The organism is Geothrix paludis, assembly GCF_022808815.1.
GTDB lineage: Bacteria > Acidobacteriota > Holophagae > Holophagales > Holophagaceae > Geothrix > Geothrix paludis.
The window spans coordinates 950,522-971,787 of the sequence record NZ_JAKZLC010000001.1; the positions used below are offsets into that span (position 1 = coordinate 950,522).

Consider the following 21,266-nt stretch of genomic DNA (forward strand, 5'->3'; position numbering starts at 1 on the left):
CCATCTCCCATCCCCGGAAAGACAAACGCCAACCGCAGAGAACGCGGGGAGCGCAGAGAATAATTTGGCCTTTCTCTGCGCTCTCCGCGTTCTCTGCGGTGAACAGACCGCTCGAATCTCCAGGGCGCCTGGATCATGAAACGCCGCGCCTTCCTCGCAGCGGGCGCCATCTCGGCGGCTTCCCTGGCCTGCCGGCGGAAGCCGGAGTTCCCATTCCAGGGTGAGCTGGTGGGGCCGGATCTGGCCCTGGGCCACTGGCTTCGCGGCGGGGATTTCCCTGATCCGGAGCGCTTCGAACCGGTCTCCGCCCTGGTGGTGGGCGGCGGCGTGGCCGGCCTCAGCGCCGCCTGGCGGCTGGCGGGCGGCGGGCTGGACGACTTCCGCGTGCTGGAACTGGAGCCGGAACCGGGCGGGACCTCCCGCTCGGGGCGCAACCACGTGAGCGCCTTCCCCTGGGCCGCCCACTACCTGCCCGTGCCTGATCGGGGGAACCACGCGGTGCTGCGCCTGCTGGACGAGTGCGGCGTCCTGGAGGGCTTCGACGCCAAGGGCGAGCCGCGCTTCGCGGAGGAGGCCACGGTGCGGTCTCCCGAGGAGCGGATCTTCGCCTACGGCCAGTGGTGGGAAGGACTCTACCTGCGCGCCGGAGCCAGTGCCGATGATGAGCGCCAGTACCATGCCTTCTTCCATGAGATCGACCGCTGGGCGGCATTCCGCGACGCGAAGGGGCGCCCGGCCTTCAGCATCCCGCGCTCCCGCTGCTCGGACGCACCCGAGGCGGTAGCCCTGGATGGCCTCTCCTTCGCCGCCTGGCTCGACGCCCGCGGTCTCTCCTCGCCGCGCCTGCGCTGGCTGCTGGACTACGCCTGCCGCGACGACTATGGCTCCCGGCTGGACACCACCAGCGCCTGGGCGGGCCTCTTCTACTTCGCGGCCCGGAAGCAGGGCCCCGGCGAGGACTCCCGGCCCCTCCTCACCTGGCCCGAAGGCAACGGCTTCCTCGTGGACCACCTGCGCCAGCCCCTCGGCGACCGGCTCCGTTGCGGTGTGTTGGCCGTGGCCATCCGCGAGGAGAAGGACGGCGTCCTGGTCACCGCCTGGGATCACCTGGGCCAGCGGCGTGTGGGCTGGAAGGCGAAGCGCGTGATCTTCGCGGGGCCGCAGCACGTGGCCCGCCATGTGGTCGCGGGCCTGGCGGAAGCGCGCCCGGCCGCGGCCCGCATCCGGAACGCGCCCTGGATGGTGGCCAACCTCACCCTTCGCGCGCGCCCCAAGGAACCCACCTTTCCTCTGGCCTGGGACAATGTACTCCGCGACAGCGAGGCCCTGGGCTACGTGGCCGCCACGCACCAGAGCCTGAAGGACTACGGCCCCACGGTGCTCACCTGGTACCGGCCCTTCGCCGGCGCCGACTGCGATGCGGAACGGGCGAGGCTCCGCGCCATGGACTGGCCCGCGTGCGCCCGCATGGTGATGGACGACCTTCGCCCGGCCCATCCGGACCTCGAGGGCCTGGTGGCCCGGCTGGACGTGATGCGCTGGGGCCACGCCATGGTGCGGCCGGCGCCGGGCCAGATGTGGGACCCCGCCTTCCTGGGCCTCGCCCGGCCCTTCGGGGCCGTCCACTTCGCCCACACGGAGCTCAGCGGCCTGGCCCTCTTCGAAGAGGCCCAGGACCACGGCGTGCGGGCAGCCGAAGAGGTGCTGGCCGCCTCAGGACGCCGCGGCGAGAGCTGGCGCTAGGGCCTGTTTTCAAAGTGGGGCGTGGCCGCGCAAGGGGCGCCGCCCAAGCGAGGCAAGGAAAGCGACGAAGGCGATGGTGGACCCATCGTCGAGGAGCTTGACGCAGCATCGCGCCGGGCGCCGCCCCTTGCCGGTTCCGCCCTCTGCCCGGCGTTCCGCCGGGCAGGAGCAGGCCCCGGGCGGGGCCTGCGATAGGGAGAGGGGGACGCTGCCCAGCCGCACCCCTGGCTGCGTTGCCGGCCTCAAACGATGTCCCGCATCGCCCTTCGGCCGTCGCCTTGCCATGAGCGCGGCTGGGCAGTGTCGCGGCGGCGTCCCACTTTGAAAACAGGCCCTAGCTCCTGCACCTTCTCCACCAGCCGGGCCTCGCCCTCGGCGGGGATGGTGACGATCCAGATCCGGTCGTACGTGCCCAGCGACCAGTAGGGCACGGGCCCCTTCACGCCCAGGGCCCGGACGAGCTTCTTCATGAGGTCGTGATGCCAGCACACGATCACGGTGCGCCCCCGCTGGGCGTGGAGGATCTCCGCCGCCAGAGCCCCGCTGCCCTCCTTCGGCCGGACGAGGGGCGTCAGGCCCAGCCTGGCCGCGGTGGGGGCGAGGGTCTGCTGCGTGCGCCTCAGCTCCGACGTGAAGAGCGCCGCCGGGTGGAAGGCCGCCAGCACAGGCGCCAGCGCCTGGGCCCGGCGCAGGCCGGCCTCGGCCAGAGGAGAGTCCCCATCGAAGAGGGACTGGCGCTCCGCATGCCGGAGCAGGACCACCGTGGTGTCCTGGGCCGCGAGACCGGCCGCGGCGACGGCCAGCCAGAGCGAGAGGAAAGCGGATCGGACCGCGGCCATGAAACCTCCGCCTCCGAGGTTAACGGAGGTGCGCCTCCCCTGTGATGGCGGACACATGATCTCCCAGAGGCCTGGAAAGTCCCGACACGTGCCGCGATCTGTTTTTTCTCAGCATCTCCGGCATTGGGGCGGCCCGACCGATTCGCGCATGTGATAACACGATTCATTGTTTTCTTTATGAATCGCTTGGAATGGATTCCCGAGACTTGACGTCCCCTGACCCGGGGTGAGGATGGGTCCAACTCATCCATCCACATATGTCGGTCCCACCTCCCCGGAGGAAGGTCCATGTCCACTGCCCAGGTTCCACCCCTGAAGGCCCCGCCGGGCGAAGCCCCGCCGGCCGGAATGGAATCCCGCCTTGCGGCACTGGCGGAGGTGGTCCGGGGCCTGGAGGCCCGGGTGGGAGCCCTGGAGGCGGCGCTCCGGACCGCGCCGACATCCGCGGCGGCGTCCACGGCGGCGTCCGCGGCGCGATCTCCCGGAGTCACTCCCGCGGTGGATGCGCTCCTGCCGGAACCCGCCCTGCCAAGTCCCACCCGCGTCCTGGGCCTCATCGGACGGGTCTGCCTCATCCTCGGCGGGGCCTACCTCATCCGGACCCTGGTGGACGCCGGCACCCTGCCCCACGGCGTGGGCGTGGCCCTGGGACTCGCCTACGCCGCCACCTGGGCCGTGCTGGGGCGCCGGGCCCGGCGTCCCCTGGACGCCGCCTTCCGCACCCTGGCCTCCATCCTCATCGCCTATCCGCTGACCGTGGAATCCTCCACCCACTTCGGCATCCTGGCCCCGGGACTGGCGGCCCTGGTCCTGGTCGCGGTCGCGGCGCTGCACGCCGCCGTGGCCTGGCGCAGGGACCTCCACGCCATCCTCTGGACGGCCACGCTGGCCGCCCTGGGCTCCGGCTTCATCGTGATGATGGCCCGCCGGTCCATCGAACCCTTCACGGCGGCCTTCCTCGCCCTGGGCGCCGGGGCCCTGTGGCTCACCTACGGGCGGCGCTGGCACGGCCTGCGCTGGCCCACCGCACTAGCGGCCGATGCCGGTGTGCTGATCCTCACGCTCCTCGCCACCTGGCCGGGTGGCGCGCAGGGCATCTATCAGGGGCTGTCCCTGGGACGGGCCATGTTCCTGGCCCTGGCCCTGGTGGCCATCTACATCGGTAGCTTCGCGGTGCGGATGCTCCAGCGCCGCCGGGCGGTGAACGCTTTCGAGTTCATCCAGACGGCCTTGGTCCTCCTCGTGGGCTTCGGGGGCGCGGTCCGCGTCGCCCAGGCCTCGGGCTCGGGCACGGCGCTGCTGGGCGCGGGAGTCTCCCTGGCCGGGGTGGGCTGCTACGCCGCCTCCTTCCCCTTCGCGGACGACCGGGAGGAGACCCGGGCGAACTTCAACTTCTTCACCTTCCTGGCCCAGATCTTCCTCCTGCTGGGCGGGCCCTTCGTCGTGCCCCTGCCCCTGTTCGCCACCCTCGCGGGGGTTCTCGGCCTGGTGGCCATGCTGGCCGCGCTGCGCCTGCGCCGAAAGGTGCTGGTGTACCAGAGCGGCATCTACCTCACGGCCGCCGCCCTGGCCTCCGGGCTCGGCTCCTGGGCCCTCCACGTGTTCATGGATCCCGCCAGTCCCACCGCCGCCCCTTCCATCGCGGGGCTGGCCAGCCTGGCCGCGCTCTTCGCCTCCCTGGCGGTCTTCCTGGCGCGCCGGCCGCCGGATCCCGTCACCGCCCTGATGCGTCCCGCCATCCTGGTCATGGGAGCCCTGGCCGCGGCGGGCCTCGGCGCCGTGGCGATCTGGATCTGCTGCGGCGGCAGGACCCCGGATCCCGGAGGCCTGGCCCTGGCCCGGACCCTGGTGTTGTCGGCCCTCGCCATCGCCCTGGCCTGGCTGGGGCGGCGTGTGCCCGTGCTGGAGCTGCGGTGGATGGTCTACCCGTTCCTCGCCGTCACCACGCTCAAGTTCCTGTTCGAAGACATGGCCGTGGGACGGCCCCTCACCCTCTTCCTGGCCTTCATGGGCTTCGGGGCGACGCTCATCCTCGCCCCACGCCTGTTGAGGAACCCGGCGGTCCGGGACGCGGACGAAGAGGAGGACGCCCCATGAAGCGCCTCGCCCGATCCGCCGGTCCCGCCCCCATCCATTCGCCGTCCTGCGGCGCCGTTCCACGAAAGGACATCCCTATGCGTTTTCCGATCCTGTCCATGCTGGCGGCGGGTCTGCTGATGCTCCTGGGCTCAGCGGCCTTCGCGGAGCCGCCCACCGTCAAGCCGCCCGCCGGAACCCGGGCGGAGAATCCGGGGATGCCGGAGGGCATCGAGGTGCCCAAGCCCCCCTTCAGCGAGGGCATCTTCCCCTGCACCTCCTGCCACGACGGCAAGAGCATGAAGCCGAACCTCAAGCGCCGCGAGCTGACCGACATGCACACGGACATCGTCCTGAACCACGGACCGGCGAGCCGCTGGTGCCTGGACTGCCACGACGCCAACAGCCGCGACAGCCTCCACCTGGCCAGCGGCGAGAAGGTGCCCTTCACCGCCTCCTACCTGCTCTGCGGCCAGTGCCACGGGGACAAGCTGCGGGACTGGCGCGTGGGCGTCCACGGGAAGCGCACCGGCCACTGGAACGGCGAGAAGCAGTACCTCCTCTGCGTCCACTGCCACAACCCGCATTCCCCCCGGTTCAAGCCGCTGAAGCCCATGGCGCCGCCCGCCCATCCCGAAGAGATCCAGGCCCGGAAAGGGGGTGTCCGATGACGGACCCGAAGCCCATCACCCCTCCCGAGAGCTGCGGCGATTCCGGCTGCGGCACCCGGCGCGAGTTCCTCGGCGCGGCCACGGCCGCCATGGCCGCCGCCCTCACGGGCTGCGGGACGCTGAGCAAGGAGGAGTTCCTCCAGCACAACTTCCGCGAGCTCTCCAAGCAGGAGGTGCAGGATGTCATCGCCCGGCTGGAGAAGGAATACAAGGCCAAGTACGGGAAGGACGTGAAGGTCGCCAACACCCCGGCCATCCCCGGCGTGATCTTCGGCTACGCCCTGGACCTCAGCCGCTGCATCGGCTGCCGGCGCTGCGTCCATGCCTGCGTGAAGGAGAACAACCAGTCTCGGGATCCCGAAGTGCAGTGGATCCGCGTCCTCCAGATGGACAAGGAGGAGGGCGTCAACCTCCAGCACGCGGACCAGTACTACAACCCCGAGGAGGTGCCCCAGGAGGGCCACTTCTACATGCCCGTCCAGTGCCAGCAGTGCAAGAAACCGCCCTGCACCAAGGTCTGCCCCGTGGGCGCCACCTGGCGCGAGAAGGACGGCATCGTGGTGGTGGACTACAACTGGTGCATCGGCTGCCGCTACTGCATGGCCGCCTGCCCCTACGGCGCCCGTCACTTCAACTGGGGTGAGCCCAACCTGCCCGCGGACCAGGTGAACACCAACACGCACTACCTGGGCAACCGCCCCCGGCCCAAGGGCGTGGTGGAGAAGTGCACCTTCTGCATCCAGCGCACCCGCAACGGCCAGTACCCGGCCTGCGTGGAGATCTGCCCCACGGGCTCCCGCAAGTTCGGCAACCTCCTCGACAAGGACAGCGAGATCCGCTACGTCCTCGAGAACAAGCGCGTCTTCAAGTTCAAGGAAGACCTGAACACCCAACCCAACTTCTTCTACTTCTACGGGGTGTAGGGCCATGATCACGCTGAAGAACTTCTGGCAGTTCATCACCGACACCCTGCGGATCATCCTGAAGGGCGACCGCCTCTACTACGCCTGGGTGGGGTTCCTCGTGCTCCTCATCGCCATCGGCGCGGCGGCCTACCTGGGCCAGCTCAACAGCGGCCTCATCGTCACCAAGATGCGCGACCAGGTCTCCTGGGGCTTCTACATCGGCAACTTCACCTTCCTGGTGGGCGTGGCCGCCGCGGCCATCATGCTCGTCATCCCGGCCTACATCTACGACTGGGAGCCCATCAAGGAGATCACCATCCTGGGCGAGATGCTGGCCATCAGCGCCCTCATCATGTGCCTCGGCTTCGTGATGGTGGACATCGGCCGGCCCGACCGCTTCTGGCACATCATCCCTCTGGTAGGACGGCTGAACTGGCCGCAGTCCATGCTGGCCTGGGACGTGATCGTGCTGAACCTCTACCTGCTGCTGAACTGGTTCGTGGTCACCTACCTGCTCTTCTGCGCCTACACCGAGCGTCACTACGTGAAGAAGCTGGTGCTGCCGCTGGTGCTGCTCTCCATCCCCATGGCCGTGAGCATCCACACCGTCACCGCCTACCTCTACAACGGCCTGGCCGCCCGTCCCTTCTGGAACTCCGCCATCCTGGCGCCGCGCTTCCTGGCCTCGGCCTTCTGCTCGGGCCCGGCGATCCTGCTCATCCTCCTGCAGATCCTCCGGAAGACCACCAAGCTCAGCATCAAGGACGAGGCCATCTTCAAGGTGGCCGAGCTGATGGCCTACACCATGGGCTTCAACCTCTTCCTCACCGCGGCCGAGGCCTTCAAGGAGCTCTACTCCGGCACCGAGCACATGGTGTACTTCCAGTACCTCCTGTTCGGCCTCAAGGGCCACACCACGCTGGTGCCCTATGCCTGGGCCTCCATTCTCTGCGGCCTGGCGGCCTTCATCCTGTTCCTGGTGCCCCGCACCCGCACCAACTGGGTGACGCTCAACATCGGCTGCGTGCTGATCTACGCCAGCGTCTACATCGAGAAGGGCATGGGCCTCATCATCCCGGGTCTCACGCCGGACGTGCTGGGGGACATCTACGTCTACCGCCCATCCTTCACGGAGATCGCCGTGGCCGCGGGCATCTTCGCCACCGGCTTCCTGGTCTTCACCCTCATGCTGAAGGCCGCCGTGCCCATGATGCTGGGCGAGTTCACGATCTCCAAGGGACAGCCCCCGCAGGAGGCTCCGCCACAGAACGTCTAGGGCTCAGATTCCCGGATCCTCGTCGCGCTCCTCATCGGGGTTCGCGGCGAGGATCGCGGCGAACCGGTCGACGTGGGCCAGGAAGAGATCCACCAGATGGGGGTCGAAATGGACGCCCCGCCCCCTCTGGAGCAGGGCCACCACCTGGTCCTCGGGCCAGGCGTCCTTGTAGTGGCGCCGGCTGCTGGCCGCATCGAAGACATCGACCAGGGTGGTGATGCGGGCCTCGATGGGGATGGCCTCCCCCTTCAGGCCTCTCGGATAGCCAGTGCCGTCCCACTTTTCGTGATGGCCGAAGGCGATGCGGGCCCCCATCTGGATGAAGGGCACCTTCGACCCCTTCAGGATGGTGGCCCCCATGGAGGTGTGCCGCTTCATGGTCACCCACTCCTCCACCGTGAGGGCGCCCGGCTTCTGGAGGATGGCGTCGGGCACCCCGACCTTCCCGATGTCGTGCATGGGCGCGGCGGCCCGGATGGTCTCGATGGCCTCCTCGTCCCAGCCCAGCAGCCGGCCCATCTCCGCGGCGTAGAGGCCGATCCGCCGGACGTGCGTCCCGGTCTCGTGGTCCCGGTGCTCGCTGGCGGAGATGAGCCGGAGCGCCACTTCCTCCCGGGAAGCCCGGATCTGCTCGGTCTGCTCCCGGACCTTCTGGGCGAGCTGGGCCTCCCGGTCACGGAAGGCGATCTCCAGCATCCGCCGCCTCAGCGCGGCATTCACCTGGACCAGGATCTCCCGGGGCTGGAAGGGCTTCAGCACATAGCCGAAGGCGCCCTCCTGGAGGCATTCGATGGCCGTCTCCGCCGCCTCCGTGGAGCTCACCATCACCACAGAGATATCCGGGATGCGGGGCTGGAGCGCCTTCACCAGGTCGAGCCCCGAGGCCCCCGGCATCTGGATGTCGCTGAGCACCAGGTCGGAGGGTTCCTCTTCCAGGGCCTTGAGGGCGGCCGGCACATCGCCGGCCGTCCGGCACCGGTACCCCGCCTTCGCCAGGATCCGCTCGAGCGATAGGCGAATGATGGGCAGGTCATCCACGATCAGGATGCTGACCTGCTGGGGCACCACTTGGATGTCTTCGCCCATGGACCTTCCCGGGACTGGTGTTGAACGGCAAGTCTGTCGGATAGCTATCGGGAACGATGATGGCACAGGTGGAAAAAACCATGAAGCATCGGTGCGAGGCAGGCCTGGCGCGCCTGCTTTGTCCCCCCGCTACCGGGCCCACTCCAGGGAGTCCCGCTTGGCCCGGAAGTGGGCGCCCAGATCCAGACCGATGGCCCGCTCGCAAAGGGCCAGGGCTTCGTGGAAGTCTCCAAGCTCGCTGTGGGCCTGGATGCCACGCTCGAAGCAGGTGAGGTTCTCCAGCATCCGCCGGTACTCATGCGGGAAGGCCGCTTCCAGATCCGGCAAGTGGCCGATCACCGCAGCCACCGATCCGGCGCAGGCCTCCCACTGGCCCAGCTGCGCCAGGGCTTCGGAAGTCAGATCGTGGGCCACGCATTTCACAGCGTTCGGCAGGCTGGCCTGCCCCTCCAGGGTCCGGCGCAGGTACTTGAGCGCGGACTCCGGCCCGCTGAAGGCCGCCTCGCGGTGCCCCGCCAGCAGGTCCGCCAGGATCTCCTTCACCGACTTGCGGACGGGTTCCTGTCGCTTCGCCACTATTCGTACTCGATCGTGGCGGGGGGTTTGGAGGTGATGTCGAAGACCACTCGGTTGATGCCCTTCACCTCACGGACGATACGCTGGGCGATCCGGTCCAGCAGCTCGTGGGGGAGCCGGGCCCAGTCGGCGGTCATAAAGTCCTCGCTGGTGACGGCGCGCAGGGCGCACATCCACTCGAAGGTGCGCTCATCGCCCATGATGCCCACGGTCTGCACGGGCAGCAGCACGGCAAACGCCTGGCTGGTGCGGCCGTACCAGCCGCTCTCGCGCAGCTCCTGGAGGAAGATGGCGTCGGCGTTCTGGAGGATGGTGGCGCGCTCCCGGGTGATGGCGCCCGGCAGGCGCACCGCTAGCCCCGGCCCGGGGAAGGGATGCCGCTGGTTCATCTCCTCGGGCAGGCCCAGGGCCAAGCCCGTGGCCCGCACCTCGTCCTTGAACAGCTCGCGGAGGGGCTCCACCAGCTTGAGCTTCATGCGCTCCGGCAGGCCGCCCACGTTGTGGTGGGACTTCACCAGGATGGCCCCGCCGATGCCGCTGGACTCGATGACGTCCGGGTAGGTGGTGCCCTGGCCCAGGAAGTCGGCCTTCACCTTGCCGGCCTCGCGCTCGAAGACTTCGATGAACTTGCCGCCGATGATCTTCCGCTTCTGCTCGGGATCGGTCACGCCCGCCAGGGCGCCCAGGAACTCATCCGAGGCATCCACCCAGATCACATTGAGCTCGAAGGGGGCGAAGTAGGCCTGCACCTGCTTCATCTCGTCCTTGCGCATGAGCCCGTGGTCCACGAATACGCAGGTGAGCTGCTTCCCGATGGCCTTGTGCAGCAGCAGCGCCGCCACGCTGGAGTCCACGCCGCCGCTGAGCCCCAGCACCACCGTGCCCTGGCCCACCTGCTCGCGGATGACCTTGACCTTCTCCTCGATGAAGTTGCCCGCGTTCCAGTCCAACGCCATGCCGCAGCGCTTGAGGAAGTTCAGCAGCAGGGGCGTGCCCTGGGTGCTGTGGGTGACCTCCGGGTGGAACTGGAGGCAGTAGATCCCGCGCCTCGGGTCCTCCATGGCCGCCACGGGCACGCTGGGCGTCTTCGCCGTGACCGTGAAGCCCGCCGGGGCGACTTCCACATGGTCGCCATGGCTCATCCACACCTGCTGGGCGTGGGGCAGCCCTTCGAAGAGCATCGAGCCCTCAGGCGTGGCCTGGATCTCCGCCTTGCCGTATTCCCGGCTCGCGGAGCGGTGCAACTGCCCGCCCAGGTTCCGGGCCAGGAGCTGCTGGCCGTAGCAGATGCCGAGAATGGGCACGCCGAGGTCCAGGATGGCCGGGTCCAGGTCCGGCGCCCCGGGCTCCAGCACCGAGTTGGGCCCGCCAGACAGGATCACGCCCTTCAGGTCCGCCCCCTCGATCTCCGCGGCTGTCGCGCCGGAGTTGTACACCAGGCCGAAGGCCCCCAGCTCGCGCAGCCGTCGCGTGATGAGCCGCGTGTACTGGCTGCCGTAGTCGATGATGGCGATGCGCTCGTGGTGCATGGATGTCCCAAAAGGACATTCTCTCAAGGGGAGTCACTTGTGACCAGTGGCGGGTCCCTGACCGGGCTGGAAGGCCAGGGCTTCTTCGAGGAAGCGAAGGCAGTCGCTGCGGTCCTTCCTAAGAGCCTGCAGGCCGGCATCCTGGTCTTTGATCTCCCATCGCACGGGCTTCTGCCGGTGGTCCAGGGCCAAGTCCAGCATGCCGCCCTGGGAGGAGGCCTTCCAGGTGGCCTCCCGCAGGGGCGTGGCCAGACGGCCGCTGGCGCACACAGGACTGGCTTCAGTCCCCACCTTGAGGGAAGCCGTCCAATGGTAATCCACCCCTGGGGGGACCTCGATCGGGAAGCGGCGCTTCGCCTTCGTCCGCTTGAGCGGAGCGGGAGGCCTCACCAGGGCGGGGAGGTTCAGTTCCCATTCGCCCCCCTTCTGGATCCGGGCACCGGAGTACTCGATCTTCAGGATCGTCTCAAAGGGGTCCTCTGGTCGCATCGGTGGCCGGATGGAGGACACCTCCCAGTGCGCCGGCAGGGCCTGAGGAGCGAACCGCAGCGAGTGCTGCTTCAGTCCCTTGGCTCCTTCGGTCTGGGCGATGCTCTGAAGTCCAAGGGCGTCGGCGGATTCCAGGATTCGCAAGGTGCCCGTCAGGACACCTTCGGACGAGATCTGGCCTTCGAGGTGGTACTCGACTCGTTCCCGGTCGAGGGCCGAATCCGGCACTTCCACCCAGGCCGCCCCCTCCGCGGTGCAGATCATGAGCCGGGCCCCCCGATGCCCCACGGGCAGCCACCCCAGCGGCGTCGTCCGGGAGGTGGGATCCACCAGGAGAAAGCGGCCCCGCGGTGTCTGAACCTCTGCGGGAAACTCCAGGGATTGGTCCAGGCGGATGGCGGCGATGACGTGATTGAAGAGGAACGGATTCACGGGTGCGTCCCCTGGAATACGCCCCTGACCCAGGCGCGCCAGGACGGGACTGCCATCCAACCGGAGGGCGCTGGCCCCGCCCAGCAGGCAGGTGGCCAGGTCCTTGCAATCCCCGTAGCGACGCCGGAGGGTCTCCGTGCTGCGCTCGGGGATCCAGCCACGCTCAGGGCTCAGGTAGACCATGCGATAGACGAGTGAGGTCCTCATCCACTGGCTGAGGCGCACAAGCGCGTCCCGGACGCTCACCCCCTCCATGGGAACGGGCTGGACCTTCTCGATCATGGGTGCGTAACGCTGGTGGATCCACTTCGCGTAGCCATCCCAGTTCGACAGGTCAGGGCAGACGGTCAGCGCCGGATCCTGGAAGCGAAGGCTGACGAAAGGAACCTGCTCGAGGCCCGCGGCCGCCCAGGGCTCGTCCTTCGGCAGTGCCGGGAGATCCTCCAGTTCGACCAGCCGGTCGCTCTGGCGGATGACGGAGGCCCAGGCATTCAGGTTCCGGGAGTCGACGCGGACGGAGAGCAGCTCCTCTCTGCTGGTGGTCCGGAAGGGGAGGTCCACCCCCACCGCCAGGATGTAGCGCCGGATGGGGTGGCTTTCCAAGGGAAACACAAGATCCACTGGTCCCAACGGGAGCTTCAGGGTCTCCTGGGACTCGAAGGCGATGATGCAGCCGACCTCGACATCTGGCAGGGTCGCTGCGGACAGAACCTCGGTGGAAACCGTTCGCCCCGCGAAGGCATCCGCGTCGATGCTCACCAGATCGTCCCGGTCGATCTTCCGCGTAGAGCCATCCGGGCGTAGATTCCAGCCTTTGAGTTTCTGGATCTTGGACACCGTCTTGCCGAACCCGCGGCTCAGGAAGGTGCCTTCATCCCTGCCTTGCTTGGTGAGCACGCGCACGACCCTGGTGTGGATTTTCCGGAGCTCTCCCGCGCCGCGGTAGCTGACCAGGGTTTGATCCAGAAGAATCCACGCATCTTCCCCTTCTGGCGGCATTCGGGTCGCTGAATCCCGAACGGCGCGGTCCGCCCAGTTGGGAAGACCCCAGAACTGGGCTCGCACCGGCCATGCCCCAGCGAGGAGCAGGAACAGCAGGGCGATCGTGCGGCTCATGACGATGACCGGGAGAGGGTGATGGTCCTGGAGAAGCTCTCGCGTACCCAGGCCAGGAAGGTTTTGAATTCGGGATAGCTGGAGGGTTCAGCCAACAATGTCCTGGTGCGGACCTTGAGCAGCACGTGGATCTCGGAGGGGGAGTCCCCGGGGCCGGCGGTCCAGCTCACCTCGCCGAAGGTGTTCGACCGCTGGATCGGAGGAGCGCCGGACCAGACGAACCCCTGCGGGCATACGATGGTCGCCTGGTATTCCTGAAGGCCGAGTAGAGGGAGCGCGATCCGTTCCTGGCGCTGGGCCGGAAGATCCCTCGGAAGGTCCATGGGAGGATCCACCAGCGGAAACGGGTTCACCTCGATGTGGCGCGCCGCATCACGCTCTCTCACGGCATCGCATTTCCACTCGAAGGGACCTCTTTTGTAGGGGCCTACCGTGGCCGTCTCAATCTGCACGGCCGCATCCCTCTTCTCGAGAATCTCCTTGAGGTTCTTGTTCCGCTCCGCGGGAAGCATGGACCACCACTGGGCTCGCTCCTCCCAATCCTTGATGCCGGTGCTGTGGGAGGTCAGATGGATCTGATCCCGATCCTCGCCCACGATGGTGGTCACCTTCACCACCTGCGTATTGCGGGATCCATCCTGGATCGGCACTTTCACGACCTGATAGCCCCACTTGGGGTCGGCGGGCGTGAGCGCCAGAGCCTCCGTTCCCTGGAATTTCGGCAGAATGAGGTCCGGTGGCGCAAAGCGTCGGGCCGGTTCGATGAAGATCGGCGGCGCACCCTCCTGTTCGATCATCAGGACCCAGTCTCCCAGTTGGGCGATGTTGCACTCCTTGGGCCTCAGCTTCCGCTCGCGCCGGTCGACTATGAACACGGGCTTGGCTGGAATCCCAGCCGAACCGAGCAGGCTCCAGAGGAGCAGGTGAAGGCCGGCGCCGGTGGTTTCGCCGGTCTTCAGGACCTCTCCAAAATCCCGAGGATCGATCTTCCGCTTGTTCTGCTTCTCCGAACGGGCCGCCAATTCCTCGGGGGTGAGAGCCGTGACGTCCAGAAACCGGGCCACCAGGCGGCGATGCAGCTCGAGCGCGGCCGCTTGCCGGGAAGGCGGAAGCCCTTGGCGGATCTCGTCCGAGAAAGCTCCCCAGACCTTCCCGTACTGGATTTTCTGATCGTAGAAGGGCCGGTACCAATGGTTCGCAACCTCCTCCCAGAACACCTTCTCCCCCTTCTGAGACGCCTCCACCAGGTACCGGGGCTGCTGGTACAGGACGAAGCGGGGATTGTCCTTGGCGCTCTCCTCCGAATAGGGCACCCACTCGTAGGCCGGGATCTCCTTGAAGATCGCCTTCCTGAATCCCTTCCCGTTCACGATCTGAGCGCCCCGGGGGCCGGTCTGGAGGTCGTAGCCCCAGGCGAGGTCGTCATAGACCTCCAGTTCCAACCGCCGGGTTGGAAGCCGTGCCCCCAGGGAGAACACCCGGTCCTGCACCTGGTAATCCCAGAAGGGCCCCGCAACCCCAAAGAAGGCCTGCTCGGTCCACTGGATCTGCACGACGCAATCCAACGTCAGTCCGGGGGGGATCACCGAAGTACGGTTAAGAGACCCCTTTCCGGTCTCCACCAGAGCCTTGGTCTGGAAATCGGAAGAAGCCTTGAAAGGGGTCTCGACCCCTCCTCGCGCGATGGTTCGGCCCTCGATGGTGCTCGTGGGCAGGAATTTGGGGAACTCCACCGCATTCCTGCCTTGCTCGTTCAGGACACGGATGAGGTAGGCGTGCTCCACAGAAGTGGCATGAAACCTGATCGTCCGTTCGAGGATGATGGCGCCGAAGCCCTTGGTTTCGGCCTCCTTGACCTCCCACACGTCAGGTTTGATCTGCGGTAGCTCCGCCATCAGGCCACGCAGGCACAAGATCATCAGGGCTGACGCCATCAGGTGGATGCGCATGGATCAATCCTCAAGGAGGGATGGATCCATCCTAAATCTGAAGGTGAAAGGCAGCCTCAGGAAGTTATTGCCAGATGCTGAAGTCCGCAATCCGCAGGAAGGCCTGGCGGAGACGGTGGAGAAGGCTGAGGCGGGCGGCGCGGAGGGCGGGGTCGTCGCACTTCACCATGACGGCGTTGAAGAAGGCCTCCAGGGGTCCGGCCAGATCGGCGAGGGCCGCGAGCAGGGCCTTCTGGTCGGCGGTACCCTCGAGCCGGCCGAGGTGTTCAGCCAGCACTTTCTCCTCTGCCTGCGCCAGCAGGCCTCTATCGAAATCGCCTGCGGCGATTTCGTCCTTCAGGATGTTCCCGATGCGCTTGGCGCTCTGGGCGAGGCTGGCGAAGCGGGCGTCCTCGGCGAAGGCGGAGAGGGCCTCGCAGCGAGCCTTGAGGTCCGCCAGGTCCTCCCAGCCGGCGGCGAGCGCCGAGCGGCGCACGGAACCGGCGTACCCGGCCAGCTCCAGCTGGTAGGCCACGCGGTCCTTGAAGAAGGCCAGCAGGGCCTCGCGGGTCTCCGCCTCGGGCTTCGTGGCCTTCGGTCCGACCACCTTCAGGGCGGCGGCGATGAGGTCTGAGGGCGTGAAGGGCCAGCCCTGCTCCCAGAGGATGCGGACGAGGCCCTGGCCCGCGCGGCGCAGGGCGAGGGGATCCTTCGAGCCGCTGGGGATGAGGCCCACGGCGAAGCAGCCCGCCACCGTGTCCAGCTTGTCGCAGAGGGACAGCAGGCAGCCCATGGGTGTACCGGGGATGGCATCCTCGGCACCCACCGGCCGGTAGTGCTCCTTGACGGCCTTCCAGACTTCCTCGTGGGCGCCCTCGTGCTTGAGATACTCGCCGCCCATGACGCCTTGCAGCTCGGGGAACTCGCCCACCATCAGCGTGCGGAGGTCGCACTTGGCCATGCGGGCGGCCTCGAGGGCGCGGTCGACGTGCTCGTCGTCCGTGGAGAGGCGCGTGGCCAGAGCCTTGGTGAGGGCCACCACGCGGCCGGTCTTGTCGTGGTAGCTGCCCAGCTCCCGCTGGAAGGTGAGGGCCTTCAGCTTCTCAAGCCGGTCGGACAGGGGGTGCTTGCGGTCCTCCGCGAAGAAGAATCGCGCATCGTAGAGCCGCGCCTTCAGCACCCACTCGTTGCCGGCCTTCACGAAACCCGCCGGGTCGTCCGTGCGGTTGGCGGCGGTGAGGAAGAAGGGCAGCAGCGCACCGTCCGATCCCTCGATGCAGAAGCTCTTCTGGTGCTCGCGGAGGCTGGTGACCAGCACCTCCTTGGGCAGCTCCAGGAAGTCTGCCGGGAACTCGCCGCGCACAACCTTCGGGAATTCCACGATCTCGGCCAGGGTGTCCAGCAGCTCGGCGTCGGCCACCACGCGGCCGCCCGCCTCGGCCGCCAGCCGGTCCAGCTGTTCAGCCATGCGGGCGCGACGGGCCTCCACGCTGACCACGACGCCCGCAGCCTCCAGTGTGGCCTCGTAGGCATCGGGCGAAGCGACCTTCACGGGTTCGGGATGCTGGCGATGGTGGAGCCGGTGCCCCCAGGTGGTGGCCGTGGCTGCCACGCCATCCACGGTGATGGGCACGACTTCTCCGCCGAAGAGGCAGAGGATGTTCCGGATGGGCCGAACGAACTCGAATTCGGAGTTCCCCCAGCGCATGGCCTTGGGCACGTGTAGCCCAGCGACGAGCCCCGGCAGCGCCTCCGCCAGCAGCTCCTTCGTGGGCCGCCCCTGCTTCGTGATCGTCACCACCGCGCAGGGCTCCTTCTTGCCCGCGGGCTGCTCGAAGCGCACCGCCGAGAAGTCCACACCCCACTTCTCCGCGAACTTCAGCCCTTGGATCGTCGGCTTGCCGTCTGCGTCCACACACATGCGCTGGGGCGGACCGACCTGGGTGTCGGTTTGATCGGGCTGAGCCATGGGAAGGTCCTGGGCTCGCCACGCAAGCTTGCGCGGTGAGTAGAAGGCCTCGAGCGATGACGTGGACAAGCCCTGCCCACCTGCCCAGGCAGTGAAGGCTGCAGCCAACTCCTCCGTCAGCGGCCCCAGGAATCGCGCCGGGATCTCCTCACAGTGCAGTTCCAGCAGGAAGGTCGCGGTGCCGCTCACTTCGCACCCCCCTTCCCAGCCACCACGTTTTTCTCTGCGCTCTCCGCGTTCTCTGCGGTTGGCGTTTTTGCATTTTCAAAGTCCAGGTACGCCCGGGCGCAAGCGCACGCCAGGTCACGCACGCGCTTGATGATGCCGGGGCGCTCGGTGGTGCTCACGGCGCCGCGGGCGTCCAGCACGTTGAAGGTGTGGCTCATCTTGAGTGCCTGCTCGTAGGCGCTGAGGAAGTGGCCCAGGTCGTTGAGTAGGTGCCAACCCTCCTTCTCGTAGGCGTCGAAGAGGGTCTTGTGCAGGCCCAGGTCCGCGTGCTCGAAGCTGTAGGCGCTGAGCTCGAACTCCTCACGCTGGCGCATCTGGCCGTAGGTGACGGGGAACACACCGTCGTCCGTCTTCACCTCGCCGTGCACCAGGTCGAAGATGTTGTCGTAGCCGCCCAGGAACATGCAGATGCGCTCGATGCCGTAGGTCAGTTCCGCGGAGACGGGCCGGCAGTCCAGGCCGCCCACCTGCTGGAAGTAGGTGAACTGGCTGATCTCCATGCCGTCCAGCACCACCTGCCAGCCCACGCCCCAGGCGCCCAGCGACGGCGATTCCCAGTTGTCCTCCTCGAAGCGGAGGTCGTGCTTGGAGAGGTCGATGCCCAGGGCCTCCAGGCTCTCGATGTAGAGATCCTGCACCTTGGCCGGGCTGGGCTTGAGGATCACTTGGAACTGCAGGTGCTTGTAGACGCGGAAGGGGTTCTCGCCGTAGCGGCCGTCCGCCGGGCGGCGCGAAGGCTCCACGTAGGCCACGTTCCAGGGCTTGGATCCCAGGGCGCCGAAGAAGGTCAGCGGATTCATGGTGCCCGCGCCCTTTTCCAGATCGTAGGGCTGGCCGATGAGGCAGCCCCGGTCGGCCCAGAACCGCTGCAGACGGAGGATCAGTTCCTGGATGTGCATGGAGGCCTACCAAAACGAGCATTGTAGCGGGTTTTCGGCCCCTTGATAAGCTGCTGGAATGCTGATCCGGATCGCCCTTCCTTCCGAAGCTCCTGCCCTGGCGGCCCTGGGTGAGCGCCTGTGGCGCGAAACCTACACCGGACTCATCCCTGCTTCGAATCTGGAGCTGCATCTGGCGGAGACCTTCGGTCCCCGGCAGCAGGCTGAGGAGCTTGCCGATCCTGCCTGCCGGACGCTGGTGATCGTGGAGGGGAACGCCCTTCTGGGCTACACCCTGCTCCAGGCCCGCGGCCCGGAGGAAGGAAGAGCCTCTTTCCACTTCGTCAATCCGCTCGAAGTGGCCCGGTTCTATGTGGATGCCTCCCTGCATGGCCGTGGTGCCGCCCAGGCGCTGATGGCGGCGGCGCTCGACCACGCCGCATCCGCTGGCCACGACGGCGTCTGGTTGCAGGTCTGGGAACAGAACCCGCGCGCCATCCGGTTCTACGCCAAGGCGGGCTTCCAGGATGTCGGCGAGGCCACCTTCCGCGTGGGCGAGCAGGTGGACCGGGACCGGGTGCTGGTGCACAACCTGATGAACCTGGGTTTCTAAGGCCTCCCCGATCCGGGGTTCTGCTGGGTCAGGAATCCTCGTTGGGCTCGGGCAGCGGAGGCAGGGTGAGGCGCAGGTAGGCCGCCCGGGCCTCCGCATCGCCAGCTTCCATGCCCTTCCGGTACCAGGAGAGTGCCTGGTCGATGTCCCTGGTACCGCCCAGCCCCTGCTCCAGGTAGCTCCCGAGTTTCCGCATGGCGGCCGCGTTCCCGCCCCCGGCAGCCTCCGCGAAGGCGTGCCGGGCCTTCTCGGAGTCCTTCGGAATCGTGCCCTCGCCCGACTCGTAGATCAGGCCTGCATTCCACCACCCGCTGGCGCTTCCCTTGGCTCCGGCCCGGAGATACCACCCGAGGGCCATGTCCGGGTTCCTGGGCACGATCAGGCCCTGCTCGTAGAACCAGCCGAGCTGGTTCATGGACGCTCCGTTCCCCTGGTCCGCGGCCGCCTGGTAGCACCTGATGGCCTCGGTGAGGTTCACGGGCACGCCCTCACCGTTCTGGTGGGCCCAGCCGACCTGATGCAGAGCGACCACATGGCCGAGGTCCGCGGCCTTGCGGAAATAGTCCAGCGACTTGCCGAGATCCCTGTCCGCCCACCCCTCGCGCTTGTAGCAGAAACCCAGCTGCGCCCAGGCCTGCACCCAGCCCCGCTCTCCAGCCTGCTGGTAGTGGCTGACGGCCGCCTGAAGGTCCTTGGCCGCGCCCCACCCGTTCTCCGAGAACCATCCCAGGAGGTAGATCGACCGGGCAGATCCCTGCCTGGCTCCCTGCTTCAGCCAGACGAGGGCGCGCCGGTCGTCCTGACCGACCCCCTGGCCCTTGTGGTAGAGCCAGGCGAGCTGGGGAAACGCCCCGGGGTATTCATGTTCCGCGGCCTTCGCGTACCAGAAGGCGGCCTCTGAGTAGTCCGCCGCCACCCCGAGGCCGTATTCGTAGCACTCCCCCAGCCATCCCATGGCCTGAGGGGAACCCATCCGCGCAGCCTGCCTGCAGAGCGTGACGGCGCGCTCCGGATCCTTGGGGACGCCCTGGCCCCGGATGAGCATCCCGGCCAGCATCACCAGGGCCGAGGGATCCTCGAGCCCCTGGGCCTGCGTGAGCCAGGAGAGGGCTCCCGTCGGATCCTTGGGCACGCCGGTGCCGTCGAGGAGGAACCGTCCCATGAGTCGCGGCCCATCCGTGTAGCCCGCCTCGGCGGCTTGCTTGGCGAACCGGAAGGCCGCCGCGGTGTCCTTGGGGAACCCCAGCCCTCGCTCATGCATCCAGGCGAGCGTCATGGGGTAGAAGCGCGATTGGGGCTGGTCCGCGGCCCGGCTGAACCAGACTTTGGCGGCCGACGGATCCCAGGCGACACCCGCACCGCTGTCAAGACACTGCCCCAGCTCCGCCATGGCATCCGGAGATCCCTTCTCCGCTGCCTCCCGGAGCAGCTTGGCGTACTGGGCGTGATCCACCCGCACGCCGAAGCCGTTCTGATGGAGCTCCGCCAGGTGGTAGAGACCCCGGGCATTGCCTTTGGCCGCGCTGGCCTTCAGCCACCTCAGGGTCTCGGTGGAATCCCTGGGGACGCCTTCGCCCCGGAAGTGCATGCGCCCGAGATGGGCCATGGCCTCAGCATCGCCGGCCTCGGCCGCCGCCCGGTAGCAGGCCGCCGCCCTGGCCCAATCCCGCGGACAGCCCTCCGAGCCGAGCCACCGGCGGTGCCCCTCGGCCACGAGTCCACCTTCGAGGCCTGGCGCGCCCGGCGTCTGGGCGAGCACGGCCGCCGCCGGCACGAGCAGCCACGGGAGGACGGGGAGCCTGGAGATCGGGGGGCGCATGGGAGACCTTTGACAGGGTGCAAAAACCATGGGGATTCCCGCAAGGAAATTCCGCGAACTGCCCCGCACTGTGACGCCCGTCCTTTGGCCTGCCCCCCGGGCCCTGTAGAATCCTCGTTTCCCGGGGACCTGCATGACCCGAAAAATCGCACTCCTGGCCATCGGTGGCAACGCGTTGCTCAAAGAGAAGGAGCGCGGGCTCCAGGAGGAGCAACTGGAGAACGCCCGGGAGACGGCGGAGATGCTGGCGCGAGTGGTGGCCGAGGGCTACGCCCTCTGCGTGGTGCACGGCAACGGGCCCCAGGTGGGTAACCTGCTCATCCAGCAGGAGGCCGGATCTGGCCAGATCCCGCCCTACAGCCTGGACATCTGCGGGGCCATGACCCAGGGCTCCATGGGCTACATGCTGGAGCGCATGCTCATCAACCGCCTGCGCTTCATGGGCCTGGATGCGCCGGTGACCTCCGTGCTCACCGAGGTGGTGGTGGACAAAGAGGACAAGGGCTTTCAGGACCCGACGAAACCTGTTGGTCCTTTCTACCCCGAGTTCCGCGCCCTGGAACTGATGCGGTCCAAGCGCTGGAAGATGAAGGAGGATTCGGGCCGCGGCTGGCGCAAGGTGGTGCCCTCGCCCAAGCCCATCGAGATCGTCCAGCTCGACGCCATCAAGACCCTGCTCCAGTCCGGCAGTTCCGTCATCGCCGGCGGCGGTGGCGGCATCCCGGTCATCCGCGACGCCAGCGGCTTCCTGGTGGGCATGGAGGCCGTCATCGACAAGGACCGCCTCAGCGCCCTGCTGGCCGCCCAGCTCGATGCGGACCTCTTCATCATCCTCACGGGCGTGGCCAAGGTGGCCCTCGACTTCGGCAAGCCCACCCAGCGCTGGGTGGACCGCCTCACCGCCAGCGAAGCCCGGAAGCACCTGGCCGAGGGCCAGTTCCCGCCCGGCAGCATGGGTCCCAAGATCGAGAGCGCCCTGGCCTACCTGGAAGGCGGCGGCCACGAGGTGCTCATCACCACCGCTGAGGCCCTGGCCACCGAGGACCCCGCCACCGTGGGCACTCGCATCGTGCGAGACTGAGGCTTCTTGGGA

General features: G+C 67.7%; 16 protein-coding genes. 7 read left to right on the plus strand and 9 right to left on the minus strand.

Annotated elements, in window-relative coordinates:
* Window positions 1-135 precede the first annotated feature (135 nt).
* Window positions 136-1,743, plus strand: coding sequence for an FAD-dependent oxidoreductase (locus MLE64_RS04365; protein WP_243316481.1), 1,608 nt, complete (start codon window positions 136-138; stop codon window positions 1,741-1,743).
* Between the two features lie 242 nt (window positions 1,744-1,985).
* Here MLE64_RS04365 and MLE64_RS04370 read toward each other — a convergent pair whose 3' ends face one another.
* Window positions 1,986-2,582, minus strand: a complete 597-nt coding sequence (locus tag MLE64_RS04370; protein ID WP_243316491.1) for a SixA phosphatase family protein — start codon at window positions 2,580-2,582, stop codon at window positions 1,986-1,988.
* Between the two features lie 288 nt (window positions 2,583-2,870).
* Here MLE64_RS04370 and MLE64_RS04375 point away from each other — a divergent pair, with 288 nt between their 5' ends.
* The 4 genes from MLE64_RS04375 (at window position 2,871) to dsrP (ending at window position 7,510) form a co-directional block, all read left to right on the plus strand.
* Window positions 2,871-4,679 (plus strand): DUF2339 domain-containing protein, encoded by a 1,809-nt coding sequence (locus MLE64_RS04375; RefSeq protein WP_243316493.1) that lies wholly within the window; start codon window positions 2,871-2,873, stop codon window positions 4,677-4,679.
* A 77-nt stretch (window positions 4,680-4,756) separates the two neighbouring features.
* Entirely contained in the window at window positions 4,757-5,329 is a 573-nt protein-coding gene (locus MLE64_RS04380) for a cytochrome c3 family protein (RefSeq protein ID WP_243316496.1), read from the plus strand.
* Window positions 5,326-6,252 carry a 4Fe-4S dicluster domain-containing protein gene (locus MLE64_RS04385; protein WP_243316498.1) on the plus strand — a complete coding sequence of 309 codons (927 nt, stop codon included), beginning with the start codon at window positions 5,326-5,328 and terminating at the stop codon, window positions 6,250-6,252. Before MLE64_RS04380 ends, MLE64_RS04385 begins: the two co-directional genes overlap by 4 nt.
* A 4-nt stretch (window positions 6,253-6,256) precedes the next feature.
* The gene (gene dsrP / locus MLE64_RS04390) at window positions 6,257-7,510 is read left to right on the plus strand and encodes a sulfate reduction electron transfer complex DsrMKJOP subunit DsrP (protein ID WP_243316506.1); all 1,254 of its coding nucleotides are present in this window, start codon (window positions 6,257-6,259) and stop codon (window positions 7,508-7,510) included.
* A 3-nt stretch (window positions 7,511-7,513) separates the two neighbouring features.
* On the opposite strand, the gene MLE64_RS04395 is transcribed toward dsrP, so the two are convergent.
* The 7 genes from MLE64_RS04395 to MLE64_RS04425 all read right to left on the minus strand — a co-directional run bounded on the left by MLE64_RS04395 (window position 7,514) and on the right by MLE64_RS04425 (window position 17,762).
* Window positions 7,514-8,596 (minus strand): HD domain-containing phosphohydrolase, encoded by a 1,083-nt coding sequence (locus MLE64_RS04395; protein ID WP_243287888.1) that lies wholly within the window; start codon window positions 8,594-8,596, stop codon window positions 7,514-7,516.
* A 129-nt stretch (window positions 8,597-8,725) separates the two neighbouring features.
* On the minus strand, window positions 8,726-9,172 hold the full coding sequence (locus MLE64_RS04400; protein WP_243316507.1) for a hypothetical protein: 447 nt from the start codon (window positions 9,170-9,172) through the stop codon (window positions 8,726-8,728).
* Window positions 9,172-10,701: a glutamine-hydrolyzing GMP synthase gene (gene guaA / locus MLE64_RS04405; protein ID WP_243316516.1), complete on the minus strand. Its 1,530-nt coding sequence runs from the start codon at window positions 10,699-10,701 to the stop codon at window positions 9,172-9,174. The genes MLE64_RS04400 and guaA overlap by 1 nt, the downstream gene beginning before the upstream one ends.
* A 33-nt stretch (window positions 10,702-10,734) precedes the next feature.
* Complete coding sequence (locus MLE64_RS04410; protein ID WP_243316517.1) at window positions 10,735-12,738, minus strand: DUF3857 domain-containing protein; 2,004 nt, start codon at window positions 12,736-12,738, stop codon at window positions 10,735-10,737.
* Entirely contained in the window at window positions 12,735-14,687 is a 1,953-nt protein-coding gene (locus MLE64_RS04415; protein ID WP_243316518.1) for a hypothetical protein, read from the minus strand. Before MLE64_RS04415 ends, MLE64_RS04410 begins: the two co-directional genes overlap by 4 nt.
* Before the next feature lie 64 nt (window positions 14,688-14,751).
* Window positions 14,752-16,824 carry a glycine--tRNA ligase subunit beta gene (glyS, locus tag MLE64_RS04420; protein ID WP_243316519.1) on the minus strand — a complete coding sequence of 691 codons (2,073 nt, stop codon included), beginning with the start codon at window positions 16,822-16,824 and terminating at the stop codon, window positions 14,752-14,754.
* Window positions 16,821-17,762, minus strand: coding sequence for a glycine--tRNA ligase subunit alpha (locus tag MLE64_RS04425; protein WP_243316520.1), 942 nt, complete (start codon window positions 17,760-17,762; stop codon window positions 16,821-16,823). The genes glyS and MLE64_RS04425 overlap by 4 nt, the downstream gene beginning before the upstream one ends.
* A 58-nt stretch (window positions 17,763-17,820) precedes the next feature.
* On the opposite strand from MLE64_RS04425, the gene MLE64_RS04430 reads away from it, so the two are divergent.
* Window positions 17,821-18,354 (plus strand): GNAT family N-acetyltransferase, encoded by a 534-nt coding sequence (locus tag MLE64_RS04430; RefSeq protein ID WP_243316521.1) that lies wholly within the window; start codon window positions 17,821-17,823, stop codon window positions 18,352-18,354.
* A gap of 28 nt (window positions 18,355-18,382) precedes the next feature.
* Here the strand turns inward: MLE64_RS04430 and MLE64_RS04435 are convergent, their stop codons facing one another.
* On the minus strand, window positions 18,383-20,173 hold the full coding sequence (locus MLE64_RS04435) for a tetratricopeptide repeat protein (RefSeq protein ID WP_243316522.1): 1,791 nt from the start codon (window positions 20,171-20,173) through the stop codon (window positions 18,383-18,385).
* Window positions 20,174-20,306: 133 nt separating this feature from the next.
* Here MLE64_RS04435 and MLE64_RS04440 point away from each other — a divergent pair, with 133 nt between their 5' ends.
* The gene (locus tag MLE64_RS04440) at window positions 20,307-21,254 is read left to right on the plus strand and encodes a carbamate kinase (protein ID WP_243316523.1); all 948 of its coding nucleotides are present in this window, start codon (window positions 20,307-20,309) and stop codon (window positions 21,252-21,254) included.
* Window positions 21,255-21,266 lie beyond the last annotated feature (12 nt).